Here is a 14613-nt window from a genome sequence, read left to right on the forward strand (position 1 = left end):
AGAGCGTATATTTTATAAACACCCACGATATTCTGCGAGTGTTTTCTTCGGTTTCTCTATAAATACAACAGCAGGCAACTCACGTAACGCATGTACGCAGCATAGAACATGCACTGTGCCGTGACTCGCCACGCAGTAGACCCCAAGGCTTGGGACGCCAGCCGCAGTCAGGTCTTGCTGCGCTGGCGAAAGCCTACCATTGCAGTCGGGCGGACACCCGCGCAAAGATGGTGCTATTGCATGGACGACTGTACCGCTTCAAATAAACTCTGCAAGGCCCAACAGCCCATAACGAAGACGATCATACTTAATGCATATGCCAGGAGCGTACAGAACAACGGCACCCAATGGCCGCGCGTTTTATAAGATCGGGACAACTGATAAAGCAGGCTGGTTTGAGCGGGACAGGACCAAAGCAGCCCAAGCCCGGCCAGCGCAAGACCAGATAGATAAGCGGCCAGCGGTAGTCGATACCAGACGGCAGACACCTCCATGGTCACACCCATGGATAGCATTATGGTCAACAGTAAACCTAGCCCGTTTAGCCAAGCGACAAACTTGAAGCCCAGTGTTAGGGTGTGACCAAGGGCCTGTACGCTAACAAGATTGGATGGAGAGTTGTCCATGGATCGCTTTGCGCTTGCGCGTGAAGGTTGTCGGTACGCTTGAGTGTAGCGCGGCACAGTGGACAATGCCGCTATCGGGCACAAGAGTTAGAACATAGGCCAGCCAGGCCGGTCAGGCGGGGCTGGCCTATTTGAACAACGGTCTGCTTACGACATTAATATCGTCAGCAGACCGCTATTGCACTACGTGCGTACTTCTGTCCAAAAACTCTGCAATGCATAATAGTCTGCACCGAAGAGAAATGGCGAAAATCTAAACAAAAAGTTGAATAAACTTTAAAGGAAATACAGAATTTCGCCTTTTACCCCTGAAAGGATGGGCCAATACCCACCTTTGCAGAAATGACCAAGCACTGGTTTAACGCGGTGTGCCTTGCGGCATTTGAGTTGGAGCTGGAACGGGAGCTGGCACTGCCGATGGAGCAGGCTGCTGTTGCTGCGACTGCTGCTGTGTATCACCCGTGCCATCTTGCGGTACGCCAGCAATTGCCCGTGCAGCCGCTGTGGCATTTTGCTCGCTACCCACTGCGAAAATTAATTGGTCAGAGGTGACGGGCGTTGTGTAGCCCGGAGCAGCAAGCATGGTGCGCCCTACAACAAGCGCAAGCCGCAGGTTGGGGTTTTTGGTGGTGGCATCGGCAATCTTGGCTTTGCCAGACGCATTTAGCTGGAGAGCCAGCAGACCTGCACCATCTTTGCTAGAACCCGCCTGTACTCCTGAAAGATCATCGCGCGTAAGCACGGGCTGTGGGTTGACATAAAGCTTGCCGGCATCAACCTCAACGGGCGTCCAGCCCGTGCGGTCGGCGGTATCTGCCAGGAACACAGCGACGGCGGCACCCTGGGCTTGCGCCTGGGGTTGTGCCTGTGCTTGAGGCTGGGTGGGAGCGGTCTCGGCTGGTGTAGCTGTTTCGGCAGATGGGCCCTGCGCTGTCTTCTGTGTGGGACCGGTCGTCTGGCAGGCAGCCAGAGCGGCCAGACTAATCGGCGCAAGAATACGGGCCAAGGTACGAGCTGTCATCATAGATACTCCCCACTCTCAAATGTAAAACAATAATCAGAAAAGTGTACCAGTTGCCAGAAGTCGTTGCCGTCAATATCTGTCAATATGTAGAAAGACTTAAATGTTTAGATCACCACAAAAAACACAAAGCCACATAACCCTGCAGGTCTGACGACGCGGTATTCTGACGGATTGCACATTATTTTGGTGCATTATGTGACGCATCACATAACCAGCAAAACCATCCATCAACGGATCCGTACATCGCGCACCTCCAGCATAACGGTATCAACCACCCTGCCTTGTCCGTCCAATAACTCTATGCGTTTCTTACCTGGTTCAGGCGCCCAGGCAATGCGGGCACCACTTCCGATGATGTGGCCATCCACACGCCACGATACATTTTTAGCCATGCCCGCCGCAATGTTGGCAGCGTGCAACCAAACGCGCTGATGTTTCCATGGAATGTCCGGGTCTAGCGCAAGAATAGCCTGATCAGCCGGTTGCGTAATACGTGGTGTGCCCTGGTTGGCCGTCAATTGGCTGCGTGCCAGCTCAACCCGCTGTACTTGCGTATCGCCCAGAAACACGTCCTGACGTGTCGGCTCGATGCCTTGCTCGAAGCTAACCTGCCCGGTACTGACGGAAGCGGGCATGGCTGGCTGACGGCTGCCCTGCCCACGGTGCAGATACGTCATGATGTCGTGCCAGATAGGGCCAGCCCCCGAAACGCCCGACACCTCGCGCATACTGGCACCACCGCTGTTGCCGACCCAGACACCCACGGTGTAGCGATCAGACCAACCCATACACCAGTTATCACGCATGTCTTTGCTGGTGCCTGTTTTAACCGCCGTCCAGAAGGGGGTGGACAATGGGCTGTCGAGCCCAAACGTGCGGGCACGCGCCTGCCGGTCGGAAAGAATATCACCCACAATCCAGGCCGCACCCGACGCCATCACGGTTTGTGCGTGGTCTGCTCTACCCTCGGCAACCGGCAGCAACCGTGACTTGGATACTGTGCCCAAATTAGCCAGTGCACGATAGGCATTGGTAAGCGTCAACAGGCTTATATCAGCACTGCCCAGGGCCAGGCTGTAGCCATAAAAGTCACCAGTTTCCTCCAACGGCAGGCCCAGCCGCACCAGCAGACGCGCAAACGCATCCGGCGTAACCATGGTCAACACTCTGACAGCAGGAATATTCAACGACGAGGCCAACGCCGTACGCACGCTGACCCAGCCTGAAAACTGCTCATCATAGTTTTGCGGCATATAAAGACCGCTGCCAGTAGAAAGATTGAGCGGCCCGTCATCAAGCAACGACACAGCCGTAAGCCGTAGCTGCTCCAACGCCTGCGCATACAAGAATGGCTTGAGGGTTGACCCCGCCTGGCGGCGCGATCTTGCATGGTCAACATATGTGGCACCCGAAAGCCCACCCGAAGAGCCCACATAGGCCAGCACTTCACCACTACTATTGTCCAATACGACCACAGCTGCATCACGTACATTTGCCATATCAAGTTCGCGCAGCCTGAGCGCAACCGAATGCAGCGCGAAACGCTGAAGATCCGCATCTAGCGTCGTACGTACAACCTGTCCGGGCGAGAGAGCAGACTTATCAAGCCCCTGAAGTGCAAGCCGCGCAAAATGCGGCGCCAACCCGCGACGACCTGCCCACGGCGCGGACTTACGCTGCAAAGCCAGATAGACGAAATCGCGCAAACCAGTGCATTCGGCTGGCTGCCCCATTTCTCCCAGAAGCGCGCAGGTGCGCCGCACCAGAACAGGCTCAGGGGCATTGGGGCCGCGCAACAGTACAGCCGCCAGCGCAGCCTCGCGCATATTCAGTCCACTGGAATCCTTCTGGAAAAGCACGTGCGACAGCGCATCCACACCTTCGAGCTCACCGCGAAATGCAACCAAATTAAGATAGGCTTCCAGAATCTGGGGTTTGCTCCAATCATCTTCCAGCCGACGCGCCTCAAATGCCTGATCAATCTTGTCGCTGACACTGCGCCCACCTGGCCCGCGACTGTATGCAGGGTCAATCAACCCCAATAACTGCATGGTGAGTGTCGACGCACCGCGGCGTTGCGTGTTAATAAGGTTGTCCCAGGCAGCTGAAGCCATGGCCTGCCAATCAACGCCGCCATGCGAATAAAAGCGTCGGTCTTCCGACATGATCACAGCACGCTGCAGGGCGACGGATACATCATCCAGGGCAACCCAGTCTCCACGCCTTGCGTAAAAATCAAGCCGTACCCGTTCAAGCAGTTGCCCTGTCCGGTCTTGCACCAGCACATCAGAGGCAGCATAGTCGCTTTTAACCTGCTTGAACGAAGGCACGGCAAGCGACGGCCCGGCACAGCCGATGGCCAGTGCCAGCGCAACACAGCTTCTAACAGCAAGGTTTGCCACGGCCTTACTCATGAATTAGGTTCCACCTGCCTCGGCTGCACGTTTGACCTTGCCGTCCTCATTTTTCGGCTGGTTCGCAGCTTGCCCATCTTCTGCGGCAGGCTTTACCACCATGTTTTCCTTGTTCGGAAACTCGCCAAAAACGTCGGGTTGATACAACGCCTCAATGCGCGTAGACGGTAAATTGAAACTGCCCGCCGTATTTAGCCGCACCGTGTAGTCGATCGTAGTTGTACCCTTGGGCAAATACTCATAATAAGCACGGTAGGCCTCAAAGCTGCGCTCGATAAAGCTGGGGCCAAACCAGCCCGTGCTGCCTTTTTCACCCATAGTTGAAATGGATGAGTCACGCCCCAGCCCGCTGCCAAGCACGATCGCTCCGGCTGGAATAGGATCACTGAGCACCACCCAAGTCATAGGAGCCTCGGCACGTATTTTTAATGTCACCCGATACACGTCACCACGCGACCATACATCAGGTACTGCACGTGTAACAGGCTTGATGCTGCGCGTTAGCTCATAGCCGGATACCAAAGGTTTAAGCGTCGGCACGGCCGCAAGCGAGCGTACCGTCGCCCAGGCGCTGCCCCCGCCATTAGGAATAATGGCGAGCGCGTCTGATTTGGCTTTGCTCCAGGGCTGCAACATATCAAATGTGCGTACGCCCTGGTTGGCCGTGGCTGTATCCCAATCAAAGGTGCGCAGCGACCCCGATGCCAGACCAACTCGCACCGTTCCCGACACCGGCTCACGCTCGAACTTGCGCGCAAACTTTTCAATGGCCAGCGTACCCAGAAGATTGGCCGTGGTTGTGCGCCATGCGCCACGACGCTGCAAGCCAAGCAGGCCCTGCGCCAGACGAGGCATGTCGTCATCCCATTGGTTGGCATCGAGTGCCACAATCATCAGTCGCGCAAGGTTAGCGTCGCCGCCCTGCATCATCCACCAGGAATCATTCAGGCTATCTTGTGCAAACGTGAGCGTGGTGCCACTGGCTGCCAGGCGTGCACGCAGCACATGCCCCACCTGTTCGATACGCTGTGGCCGCTGAGGAATGCTCTGCACACGCTGCAACAAGCTTAGCCAGTCAATAATGGCCGAGGTTTGCCAGCGATCAGGCGTAATGGCGATGCTATCCAGCATGCGTGGCGTAAACCGGTCATAGCGAGACAACGCCTCAAGAGCCGTTAGCTTGCGCATATACAGGTCACGTGTAGGCGACCAGCGCTCGCGCTTTAGCTTGCCTTGTGCAAAGGCCTGCAAACCGTCAAGCATGCGGTTACGCTGTGCAGACGGGATCTCGAATGGCATGCCCAGTGCCTGCGCCTCGTGGCTAATCACTAACAGGTAGGCAGTTAGCACTTCATTGCCGTAGCGTGCCCCCGGAAAATAGGAAACCAACCCATCTGCATCCATGTAATCCGGCAACCGTCGCATAATGCCAGCCCACGTGGTCGTGTCCATCAGCCCGATTGCGCGTGAACTCACCTGCTCCAGGCAAGTGTAGGGGTAAGCCTGAAACCACTCCTTGACCCCAGGCAGGCCACCCGCGAGCGTGGATTGCAGATGCACTTGCAGGCCACCACGTGGCACCCCATCAGCATTTACCAAAGCGCCTGCTGGCGGCGAAACCTCCAGCCTGACCGCAGGCTTGGCCGCATCCACAGACAACAACGTGGACTGTCGCGTACGAACAGGTACGGCAGGAAGCAGCTTCTGCGTAAACGCGAGACGATCAGCAGCGGGCTTGTCACCCCGCGTTTCATGTGCTTCGAATGTCCAGGCCAGCGATGTGGCGTCAATAAACAGATTGCTTTCCGGTGCTTGGATATCCCACACAGCTACACCTGCAGAACCCGCCGCCAACACCATCTCTTGGGCCGGCAACGAGCCAGGCGCAACCCCATTACCTTTATAGGAGGCCCCCACGCTCACCTGCATGTCATGCTGGGTGGCATTGCGCAAGGTCAACATAGCCTGATAGCGATCACCTTCGCGTGCGACTGCGGGCAAACCGGGAATAATCTGCAGGTCTTGAGTGCTGACGATTTGTGTCGAACCCGTACCAAAACGCTCTGCACCAAAGTCGGCAATAGCCACCAACTGGAAACGCGTGATGGCATCGTTCAATGGCACCTCAATCGTGGCCTTGCCGTCAGCATCAAGTTCGACCGAGGGCTTCCAAACAAGCAGCGTATCGAGCAACTCGCGCGTAGGGCTCATTCCGCCCCCACCGCCGGCCGGCAACGCCTTGCGTCCATAATGGCGACGTCCCACAACCTGCATTTGGGCGGTCGATGTTTCTACCCCATAACTGTGCAACTGGCGCAAGGCGTCGAGCAAGTTCCAACTGGTATTGGGGGCCAATTCAAGCAGCGCCTGATCAACCGCCGCAAACGCCACAGTACCGTGAGACGCAGGCTTACCATCGGGCGTAGTCACCTGTATGGTGACCTGCGCTTTGTCCCGCACCTGGTAAGTTTCGTGGTTGGCACTTACTTTTACGTCAAGCTTGTCAAGGTCATCAGACACGCGTATTTCGGCCAGACCAAACCTGAATGAAGGCTTGGCCAGATCGATCAGCGCCGTGGGTGCGGAGTAAGTGTCTCCCTTGGTTTTAAACGCGTCATACCAGACCCCGGGGTTGCGCCAACCCCAGCTAAAGAAAGACTGCCAAGGCACCTCGCGCACCCGACCTCGCAGAGCCAGCACAGAAACATACACATTGGGGCCCCACTCTGCCTCTATAGGAATGCGAATCGTAGGATCTGAACCTTTCAGCTCAACGATCTGCGTCTTCAGTACGCCTTCACGTTCGACCGCCACCAGGGCCGTGGCGTGTCGATATGGCATACGCACCTGGAACTCTGCCGTTTCACCCGGCTTCCAGTCTTTGCGAGCCGGAATCACATCGATACGGTCATCATTGCTGCCCCCAAACCACAGGTCGCCTGCACCGGTAATCCATATCGTTCGTGCTGCACGCGAAGCGCGCCCCTGATCGTCTTTGGCCGTCGCCACAAGCTGGATTGAACCAGGCTCAGTCAGGTTTATTTCGCAAGCCAGCTTACCCTTGTCATCGGTCTTGCCGTCACACTGCACGCCTAAATCAGTCGTTTCGGTGTGATTGTCATAACTGTAGAAACCGCCCACCAGGCGCTTGCGCACCGAGTAGGTTTTGCGGGCCACAGCACTGACCGACATATCGACCCCCGCCTGTGGCTTGCCCGTCAGCGTAAGCGCCAGCACCTCAACCTTTGCTGGTTTACCGGCTTGTTGCCAACTTTCGGTTTTAATACCTGCCTGCACCGCAGCTGGCCATACCGGCGTCGTCTGAGACAGCGTCTGAAGCTCACCGTTCGGGTCAAAAAAACTGGCTTCAGTCAAAAACTCTTGTGGTCGAGTAATGGTTGGCAACGCGTCAATCTGCAGCCGTGCGCCGCCCTGTCCGTCCAGCACCACTTTTTGCTTATCAAGAAACAGCTTTGGCGCACCAGCGCGATTCTGTTGATCGCCCTCGTCGTTCTCATTACCCTCATCCTCTTCGGCGCGTTCGTCTGTCGCAGACTCATCCGGCACGTCAAATGAAAATTCGTCATACTCACTGAAGCTGACATGGCGTTCTCGCACGACTCCCGAAAGCGTCACGGGCAGTTTGCCGGCCGAGCCTCCCGCTACATAGGCAACCTGTATGTCTGCCGTCAGGTTGGCTGGCGCCACAAGGGGCACCTCACCCGAAGACCCTGTCAGCTTCACATGTCCGGTCAGTAAAGGCAGTTTGAATTCCTCAACCCTGAACTCGCCCGGCTCATACCAATAGTCATCCCTCTTGCCCTTTAGCGTGACCGAATACACGCCTAGCCGGGCCGTTTCGGGGATTGCAAATTGATTGGTGGCAGAAAGCCCCCCAGTTGGTGTTTCAACCCACTTAACCGGAATTTCATAGCGCTGATCAGAACCCTGATGCTCAATAATCAGCATGGTGGGAAGCGCGTCGTGCGGCACGCTCAAACCATTGCGGGTCTGGTCGCGCACAAAATGCTTCATGGATACGGTTTCACCGGCACGCAGCAGCGTACGATCGAACACCGTGTGTACAACCCTTGTTGGGGTGACGCGAGTGTCGGTCGGCACATTGAAACGCCACGACTCGATCCCGTCATTCCAGTTAGTGAGTGCGAACGAAAAATCAGCACGGCCACGCGCCTGAGCATGACTGGCATCAATGCGCGCCGACACGTAAAGACCGCTAAGCCCCGTGTCTGAGCAATAGTTATTGTCGTCACTCAAGGGCTGATTATGGTGCCATATACCGTTTACGTCTGTTTCACCGCGTGCCAGCTCCTTGCCATTGCAATCAAGCACTGCAACCGATGCCTGGGGCACAACCTTGCCATCATCCAGTGTGGTTACCCAAACAAGTGTGTCATCACGCCCCGTCTTGATATGCACCCCAAGATTGGTCAGCAGCGCCGACGTTCGCACATACATGGGTTTTCCGGACTCAATCAGCGATTTCCCCAGCCTTGCGGATTCAATTTCAAGAACATGGAAACCAGGCTCTACCAGCGGCACACCTACTACCTCGAAGGGCCTTGGGCCCTGTTGACCAGCCCCAGGAAGCTGCAGCGTACGCACACCCTCGCGCCCGCTCAGTGCCGAAACCTGGCGGGAGTCAATACGATCGCCATCGTCAGACTTGGGTTTGCGCCCAGCCATAATGGCTTTGTACTGGGAAGCAGACCAATGGTTTTCATCCAGCCTGTTCAAGCGCGATAACCACAGCAGCACTTCTTTGTCGTCTTTTACCGTGTAGTCAGACACTTTGCCTGCCGACTGTCGCAATTCACGTGTCAGCAGCTCAGCCTCAACATTGCGCAGCGTAACCGCCATGCTGGCCGGGTCACTCGCTTCATCGCCCCCTGGAGCTACGTTGGCAAAGCGCTCAATAATTCCGAATGGCGAGGCGGCAAACTTAACCAAGGGTGGAAACTCGGCCGTGCGAAAAGCCAAGGGAAACTGATCGGCGTTTGTGAGCGGGCGGCCTGCGTCATCGGTGAGGCCTTCAGGCAGATTAAGCACCAGTGCCTCGCTCTCTGGCAGAGGGCCTGCAAAAGTAACCCGTGACAACACTCGCCCTTGGTCTTCGTTATTGTCATCATCATCGCTATTGAGCGTCGGTGAACGCTCAGCATCGCCTACTTTAAGGCGGATCTTGCTGGCATCGGCGCGGGTAATCGGTGCCGAAAACCTGACGTCGATGGAAGTTACGGGATTGCAAGGCTGGCCGGAGTTTTCTCGCATGCACGTCATGCTTGCCTTGAAAGCCTCACGGACGGTGTAGTCGAAGGTCTGCGCATCCAGAGTCGGCACACCTGCCTGCTGGCCGCGCGACGGGGTTGCAACGCCTGGCCCGACCTGCAACTGCACGTCGGCTTCGGCGGGCAGCGTGCGCTTGCATTGCAGCAGTTGCATGGCAGGCGTATCAACGGCAGTAGCGCGAGAATAATAAGTTGCTTCGAGTATGTCGGTGCGCGCCTGGCCGGTAATAAGCCGAACGGGCACGGCCTCGCCCAAACCCTCGACCAGACAGCGCGAATTGGCCACCAGCGTTTGCGGATCAACCTCTCCGTTGAAACGCAACACAAACACCTGATCTTCATCCACCTGGTTGCCATACGGCCGTGTACTGGTCACATACGGCCCGCCTGTCTGAAAACTAAAGCTGGTGTTGCCGGTAACGGCTTCATTATTTAGTGCGTTAAAAGCTGGATTAAGCTGTGCCGTACACCGTACACCTGGGCCTAGGGTATTGGAAAAAGCAAAATACCAACGACGAGAGTCTGTCCAGCGGCTGTGGCCATCTGCTTCAGCGTCATCGCACGTCAGGCTTACCGGCGGCGCCACCTGATTGTCACCGAATGCGATGACATCTTTATCAAAAGTGAGGCTGACCCGCTCAATATTGGCAACCGTGCCCTGGGGGGAAAACTGAACAATTTGTGCCCCCCATGCAGAAGGCAAATACAAAACACACGATAGCAAAGCCCCGACGGCAAGACGCATTACAAACTCCGGTCACCAATAGTTATTTGGCGCAACGATACCATTGTTGAATAACACAGTCAGCCTGAAGCGGCTTATGTTTGGCGACTTGTCGGCCCGCTAGGCAAAAAGCGGCGGGTTGTGTAATAATTGCGGGCTTATCGACAGAGTTTTGCCAAGTTACAGCAGACATTCTTTCGATACGCCCCTCTAGCTCATGCTTGGTTAGAGCAGCAGACTCATAATCTGTTGGTGCCGTGTTCGACTCACGGGGGGGGCACCACCTCACATCTGCCGCACGCACCCACTTACGCAAACATACGCAAATTCTTATAGTGTAAGTGCGGTGCCTGCAGGCACCCAACATCAAACCATCTTCCACTCATTTCAGCTATTTTTTATAATTCATTACGCAATTTTCACGCAAGGGATTACGCAAAATGGCGTCGTTTAGGAAGAGCGGCACTGGGTGGCGCGCGGAGGTATTCAAAAACAGCATCCGCGAAAGCGCAACCTTTCCTACGAAGAGAGAAGCCCAAGACTGGGCGACCAGGCGCGAAAATGAAATCACGGCCATGCGCGCTGGCAAGGTGATCCGCTGGACACTGTCTGATGTGATTGATAGGTATATCAGAGACATAAGCCCGTTAAAAGACGGCAGTGCGAAAGAGATTCTGCGTCTGAAGGCCGTCCAGCGCGATCCCATCTCGAAAATGGTGATGCAGGACATAGCCCCAGTCGACTTAGCTAATTGGCGCGACCGGCGCCTGCAGGCTGTCAAGCCCTCATCATGCCTTCGCGAGATCAGTTCTTTGCGAGCAGTCAGGAGTCAAGCCAAAAAAAGAGAGTGGGGGTATGTGGACCACGATCCCTGGCCAGACGTTACTAAGCCGCAACCCACTCCACCGAGACAAACAGTATTTCAGGCTGGCCAAGCAGAGCGCATTGCAGGGGCGCTGGGATATCTAGGTGGTGTGCCGGTCTCTAAGCGGCAAGAAGCCGCCGTGGCGCTGCTCTTTTTTCAAGAACGCCACCCAGAAGCCTTGCCTTACCTTGATAGGCTCCCGCAGTTAGGAGCGCCTACTGACCTACCTAAGCCAAGACTCATCCATAAAAAAGGACGGCGCACGATCTCAGCCTAATTATCACAGTCGCCTTTGGCAACTTTTTTAGCCATCTCTGTCAGATTACCAACCAACGCAAGCTGACGGCTTTGGAAAACTAGCCCCGCGCCTTCTGCGGGGCTTTTCTTTTGCCCAGTCTCTTCCCGAACCTTTCGCCCTTAAACTCGATGCAACCGCAGCCAATCACGTAACGCACTGTTCATGCGTGTTTGCCAGCCCTCACCGCCAGCTTTGAACGCATCTATGACATCGGCGTCGTAGCGCACGCTTACCAGCACTTTTGGGTTGTCCATCTTTGGTCGACCTACCCGTTTCAAATGCTTCATTTCATCCTCTCCCAGCTCATACGTGTCCGGGTCAGACGCGATGCCGCGATTGATTGCATCGTCCTCTTCTTTACTGGGGAATAAGGTTCCCGGTTTAAGCTTTGGCATAGAAATTTATCTCCCGACTATTTGCCTTGCGTAGGCTAATAATGCGCCTAGTCCAGTCCCTGTCGACATAAACCACCACATAGAGACGTTGGCCAATGTAGCCAATCGCCACCATCCGCAGTTCACCATAGGGTTGACGCACATCCTGCCACGTTACAGCTTCGTCCCACTCAAACTTCGAAGCAAGAGCTAACGACACTCCGTGCTTCACTTGGTTCACCGCATCTTTAGCGTAATCAAAGGCGATATCCATTTATTGTAGCTACGCAAATAAAGAAAAACAAGAAACTAAATGCCGCGTGCACCGCCAGAACGAGCGCTCTTTTGCTCAATGATGCCAAAAATTTAAGCTTGGGCTAAACCGCCCACTTGCGTCCTGGGCCTTCTGTCTGCCATCCATTGGGCATAGTCAGCTTGCACTTGCGCCCCCCATGCTTGCGGCAGATACCAGAACCCGTTTCGAAGGCTGGATCGCCAGCACATGATCGACGTCCGTGCGGTCGATGGTGCTTTCATCGACAAAGTTCAGAATATTATATTTTCCAAATCCCATACATGAGTTATTGATCAGGCTCTGGAATGAGCACATCACGCATGAAATAGAAAACATTTTCTGGCTGTACGATTTCGATAAAACATCAAGGGATCAACGAATATTCCTATCTTTCGAGGGAGTTCCAGATGTTTTGTCAACTTGAGGAGTAACCCTAAGGGCAACTCAATGACAAACCACGAGAACGTAATGAACCCGACAGTCCCAGACGGCGTGAGCGAATCTTTGGCAATCGACACTACGGTCGAAACATTTGACCCGCGCACTCGCCACTACTACGAACAGTTCCCGCCTGAACAGCTGGTCGACTTTCTGCTGCAGCGCGACGAGCACATTGCCGAGTTGACCGAGAAGATGGAAGCAATCGGTGCAGGCGGTGTATCGCTTATGGGTGCGGCCGCCAAGCCCGATGTTCACCGGTGCTTATCAGATCGACCATCCTTCCAGAAGAAGTGAACACCTTGATAGGCAAGTATTGTGATCTGGAGTTAATTATGCCCAAAAGAAATTTAATCGATCTAAAGGTCGCCGCTCAGATGCTGGGCGGCTTACATCCCGAGCATGTCAGGGGTCGCCTGATGAAGCGCCCCGACTTTCCACGCCCCTTTCGTATTTCGGGTCGAGTGATGCTAGACGAGGAAGAAATAGCCGAATGGATCGAAATGCAACGCCAACCAATTGATGGCCGCACTACGCAAAAATTACGCAACGATGCGCGCAAACTAGCGTAGTTATTGATTCATACGGTGCCCGGGCGCCACCAGTATTTATGCGGGTTTCCGGTAAAACGGGAACCCGTTTTGTTTTTGTGGTGGGGGAAATATTGCCATAAGATGGGCGGAGCATGAACAGCCCACCCTAGTATGAACTGCCCCCAAAAAAGATTGACACCTGTTCCAATCTTTGGGGTGTTTTCATAAGTAACTACAACGAGCAATTCAAACAAGGCGTCATTGAACGCTACTTATCGGGTGAGATAGGCGGTCGAGCTGTAGCGCAAGAACGATCTTGGCGCGACTACGCTACGCAAATGAGTGGCGTAAGGGTCATCTACTACACGACGTTGCGCAAGCCCCATAAGCCCGGATAACCGCAGGCGAGAACCTCGCCCAGCACAAATACAAGCGATTTGAGTACATCGCCTATGGCTTTAAACACACGGAGAAACCGGTCTGGAAAGGAAAATAGGCATCCGGTGGTGCAGGGGACGAGCCCGCGTCGGATGCCTCTTCAGTTGGCGTTTACGCCTTCCTTAGCTAAATTTTAAGCGATGACGATGAGGGAATCAATATCATCGTCCTGGCAGTAATCAGTAAGGAGATCAGGCAGCGACATGATCGCGACCCCTACATAAATGAGCTGCGCTACCCAGTGTGTCCAAAAGGCAGCAGCTATGCCGGCAAGGTACAACAACGGAGAGGCCTTGCCCTTCCAGTTTGAACTCAGGGCATGCGCAAGCAGTGGCGGCTGCCCATCAACCATGATAATACGCCGCTGCAGCACATAAAAAGAAAGCGCGGCCATCAGCAGAATAAAGCCGTAAGCTGCAGACGGGAGCGCATCAAGATGGTTCTCACCTATCCAGCCAGTGGCGAATGGCAGCAAAGAAAGCCAGAACAGTAAGTTCAAGTTTGCCCAAAGCACACTACCCGATACACGGTCCGCCGCCTGGAAGAGGTGGTGATGATTGTTCCAGTAGATGCCCACATAAACAAAGCTGAGCACGTAACTGAGCAAGTGCGGCAGCACCGGGCTCAGCGAGGCTAGCGTTGTACCGTGCGGCACTTTCAGTTCCAGGACCATGATGGTAATGATGATGGCCATCACACCGTCACTGAACGCCTCTAACCGCGTCTTGCCCATATTTGACTCTCTCAAGGTTACTTACCGTTCTTGACACCGAACGCAGTGAGTGTGATGTATCAAATCGCATTCCACATCTGGATTGCCCAACGTGCGGAAACAGCGTCAGCCAGTATTCTCTCCGCCACGGAGCGTCCCGTCTAACAAAAAAACGTCTCGCGCTATACTCAATGCATTATTAATTTGCATTTGCGAGTATGCGACGATTTATCGTCATTTTTTTACTAATTCTCCTCCCCATCCAAGTCCTGGCTGAGTCTTTAGAAGACTTGCGCACAGGCCCGCACCCCATTTCTCTTGTCGAAGCCATCAATGTCGCATCAACGACCACCGATGCAGTCTTGCTGCGCTCAACGTCATTGTCCGATGAGTCGAACCCTCAACAAGTGGTGCATGCTGACATCAGCGACTCAGTGAGTAGTGCAACGCTATACGCGCATAGCACCCTATCGGCTGAGCGCTGGCCAGATTACCGCCCCCTCGCGTTCCCATTAGTCTATCTTCCTGTAATAAAGCCGCCGCGTATTTGATCGATTAACCAC

General features: G+C 54.8%; 11 protein-coding genes and 1 tRNA gene. 5 read left to right on the forward strand and 7 right to left on the reverse strand.

The features are described from left to right. Positions 1–233: 233 nt before the first annotated feature. From FQ179_RS07865 to FQ179_RS07880, 4 genes are all read right to left on the reverse strand, one after another. Positions 234–626: a hypothetical protein gene (locus FQ179_RS07865; RefSeq protein WP_149396638.1), complete on the reverse strand. Its 393-nt coding sequence runs from the start codon at positions 624–626 to the stop codon at positions 234–236. 358 nt (positions 627–984) lie between these two features. Next, positions 985–1650: a hypothetical protein gene (locus tag FQ179_RS07870; RefSeq protein WP_255474879.1), complete on the reverse strand. Its 666-nt coding sequence runs from the start codon at positions 1648–1650 to the stop codon at positions 985–987. 227 nt (positions 1651–1877) lie between these two features. After that, on the reverse strand, positions 1878–4064 hold the full coding sequence (gene pbpC, locus FQ179_RS07875; RefSeq protein WP_149396639.1) for a penicillin-binding protein 1C: 2187 nt from the start codon (positions 4062–4064) through the stop codon (positions 1878–1880). Between the two features lie 3 nt (positions 4065–4067). Next, the gene (locus FQ179_RS07880) at positions 4068–10118 is read right to left on the reverse strand and encodes an alpha-2-macroglobulin (protein ID WP_149396640.1); all 6051 of its coding nucleotides are present in this window, start codon (positions 10116–10118) and stop codon (positions 4068–4070) included. Between the two features lie 183 nt (positions 10119–10301). Here FQ179_RS07880 and FQ179_RS07885 point away from each other — a divergent pair. Together FQ179_RS07885 and FQ179_RS07890 are read left to right on the forward strand one after the other, a co-directional pair. Further along, positions 10302–10380, forward strand: a tRNA-Ile gene (locus tag FQ179_RS07885). 157 nt (positions 10381–10537) lie between these two features. Next, entirely contained in the window at positions 10538–11239 is a 702-nt protein-coding gene (locus tag FQ179_RS07890; RefSeq protein ID WP_149396641.1) for a hypothetical protein, read from the forward strand. A 140-nt stretch (positions 11240–11379) separates the two neighbouring features. On the opposite strand, the gene FQ179_RS07895 is transcribed toward FQ179_RS07890, so the two are convergent. Then, positions 11380–11655, reverse strand: coding sequence for a BrnA antitoxin family protein (locus tag FQ179_RS07895; protein ID WP_149396642.1), 276 nt, complete (start codon positions 11653–11655; stop codon positions 11380–11382). Continuing rightward, positions 11642–11908: a BrnT family toxin gene (locus tag FQ179_RS07900; protein WP_149396643.1), complete on the reverse strand. Its 267-nt coding sequence runs from the start codon at positions 11906–11908 to the stop codon at positions 11642–11644. Before FQ179_RS07900 ends, FQ179_RS07895 begins: the two co-directional genes overlap by 14 nt. 489 nt (positions 11909–12397) lie before the next feature. On the opposite strand from FQ179_RS07900, the gene FQ179_RS07905 reads away from it, so the two are divergent. Both FQ179_RS07905 and FQ179_RS07910 read left to right on the forward strand, forming a co-directional pair. After that, a complete protein-coding gene (locus FQ179_RS07905) occupies positions 12398–12664 on the forward strand; it encodes a hypothetical protein (RefSeq protein ID WP_149396644.1) in 267 nt (88 codons plus the stop codon). A 38-nt stretch (positions 12665–12702) separates the two neighbouring features. Continuing rightward, positions 12703–12939, forward strand: a complete 237-nt coding sequence (locus FQ179_RS07910; RefSeq protein ID WP_149396645.1) for an AlpA family transcriptional regulator — start codon at positions 12703–12705, stop codon at positions 12937–12939. 532 nt (positions 12940–13471) lie between these two features. On the opposite strand, the gene FQ179_RS07915 is transcribed toward FQ179_RS07910, so the two are convergent. Continuing rightward, the gene (locus tag FQ179_RS07915) at positions 13472–14071 is read right to left on the reverse strand and encodes a TMEM175 family protein (protein ID WP_149396968.1); all 600 of its coding nucleotides are present in this window, start codon (positions 14069–14071) and stop codon (positions 13472–13474) included. Positions 14072–14268: 197 nt separating this feature from the next. Between FQ179_RS07915 and FQ179_RS07920 the strand changes: the two genes are divergently transcribed. Further along, a complete protein-coding gene (locus FQ179_RS07920) occupies positions 14269–14601 on the forward strand; it encodes a hypothetical protein (RefSeq protein WP_149396646.1) in 333 nt (110 codons plus the stop codon). The last annotated feature ends 12 nt before the right edge of the window (positions 14602–14613 follow it).

The sequence above is a fragment of the Pusillimonas sp. ANT_WB101 genome (genome assembly GCF_008369125.1).
In the GTDB taxonomy this organism is placed as follows: Bacteria; Pseudomonadota; Gammaproteobacteria; order Burkholderiales; family Burkholderiaceae_B; genus Allopusillimonas.

What these genes read in the sequence shown, in the direction of transcription:
- FQ179_RS07865 (WP_149396638.1), bottom strand. Translation starts at nt 626, where the DNA reads ATGGACAACTCTCCATCCAATCTTGTTAGCGTACAGGCCCTTGGTCAC.
- FQ179_RS07870 (WP_255474879.1), bottom strand. Translation starts at nt 1,650, where the DNA reads ATGATGACAGCTCGTACCTTGGCCCGTATTCTTGCGCCGATTAGTCTG.
- pbpC (WP_149396639.1), bottom strand. Translation starts at nt 4,064, where the DNA reads ATGAGTAAGGCCGTGGCAAACCTTGCTGTTAGAAGCTGTGTTGCGCTG.
- FQ179_RS07880 (WP_149396640.1), bottom strand. Translation starts at nt 10,118, where the DNA reads ATGCGTCTTGCCGTCGGGGCTTTGCTATCGTGTGTTTTGTATTTGCCT.
- FQ179_RS07890 (WP_149396641.1), top strand. Translation starts at nt 10,538, where the DNA reads ATGGCGTCGTTTAGGAAGAGCGGCACTGGGTGGCGCGCGGAGGTATTC.
- FQ179_RS07895 (WP_149396642.1), bottom strand. Translation starts at nt 11,655, where the DNA reads ATGCCAAAGCTTAAACCGGGAACCTTATTCCCCAGTAAAGAAGAGGAC.
- FQ179_RS07900 (WP_149396643.1), bottom strand. Translation starts at nt 11,908, where the DNA reads ATGGATATCGCCTTTGATTACGCTAAAGATGCGGTGAACCAAGTGAAG.
- FQ179_RS07905 (WP_149396644.1), top strand. Translation starts at nt 12,398, where the DNA reads ATGAACCCGACAGTCCCAGACGGCGTGAGCGAATCTTTGGCAATCGAC.
- FQ179_RS07910 (WP_149396645.1), top strand. Translation starts at nt 12,703, where the DNA reads ATGCCCAAAAGAAATTTAATCGATCTAAAGGTCGCCGCTCAGATGCTG.
- FQ179_RS07915 (WP_149396968.1), bottom strand. Translation starts at nt 14,071, where the DNA reads ATGGGCAAGACGCGGTTAGAGGCGTTCAGTGACGGTGTGATGGCCATC.
- FQ179_RS07920 (WP_149396646.1), top strand. Translation starts at nt 14,269, where the DNA reads ATGCGACGATTTATCGTCATTTTTTTACTAATTCTCCTCCCCATCCAA.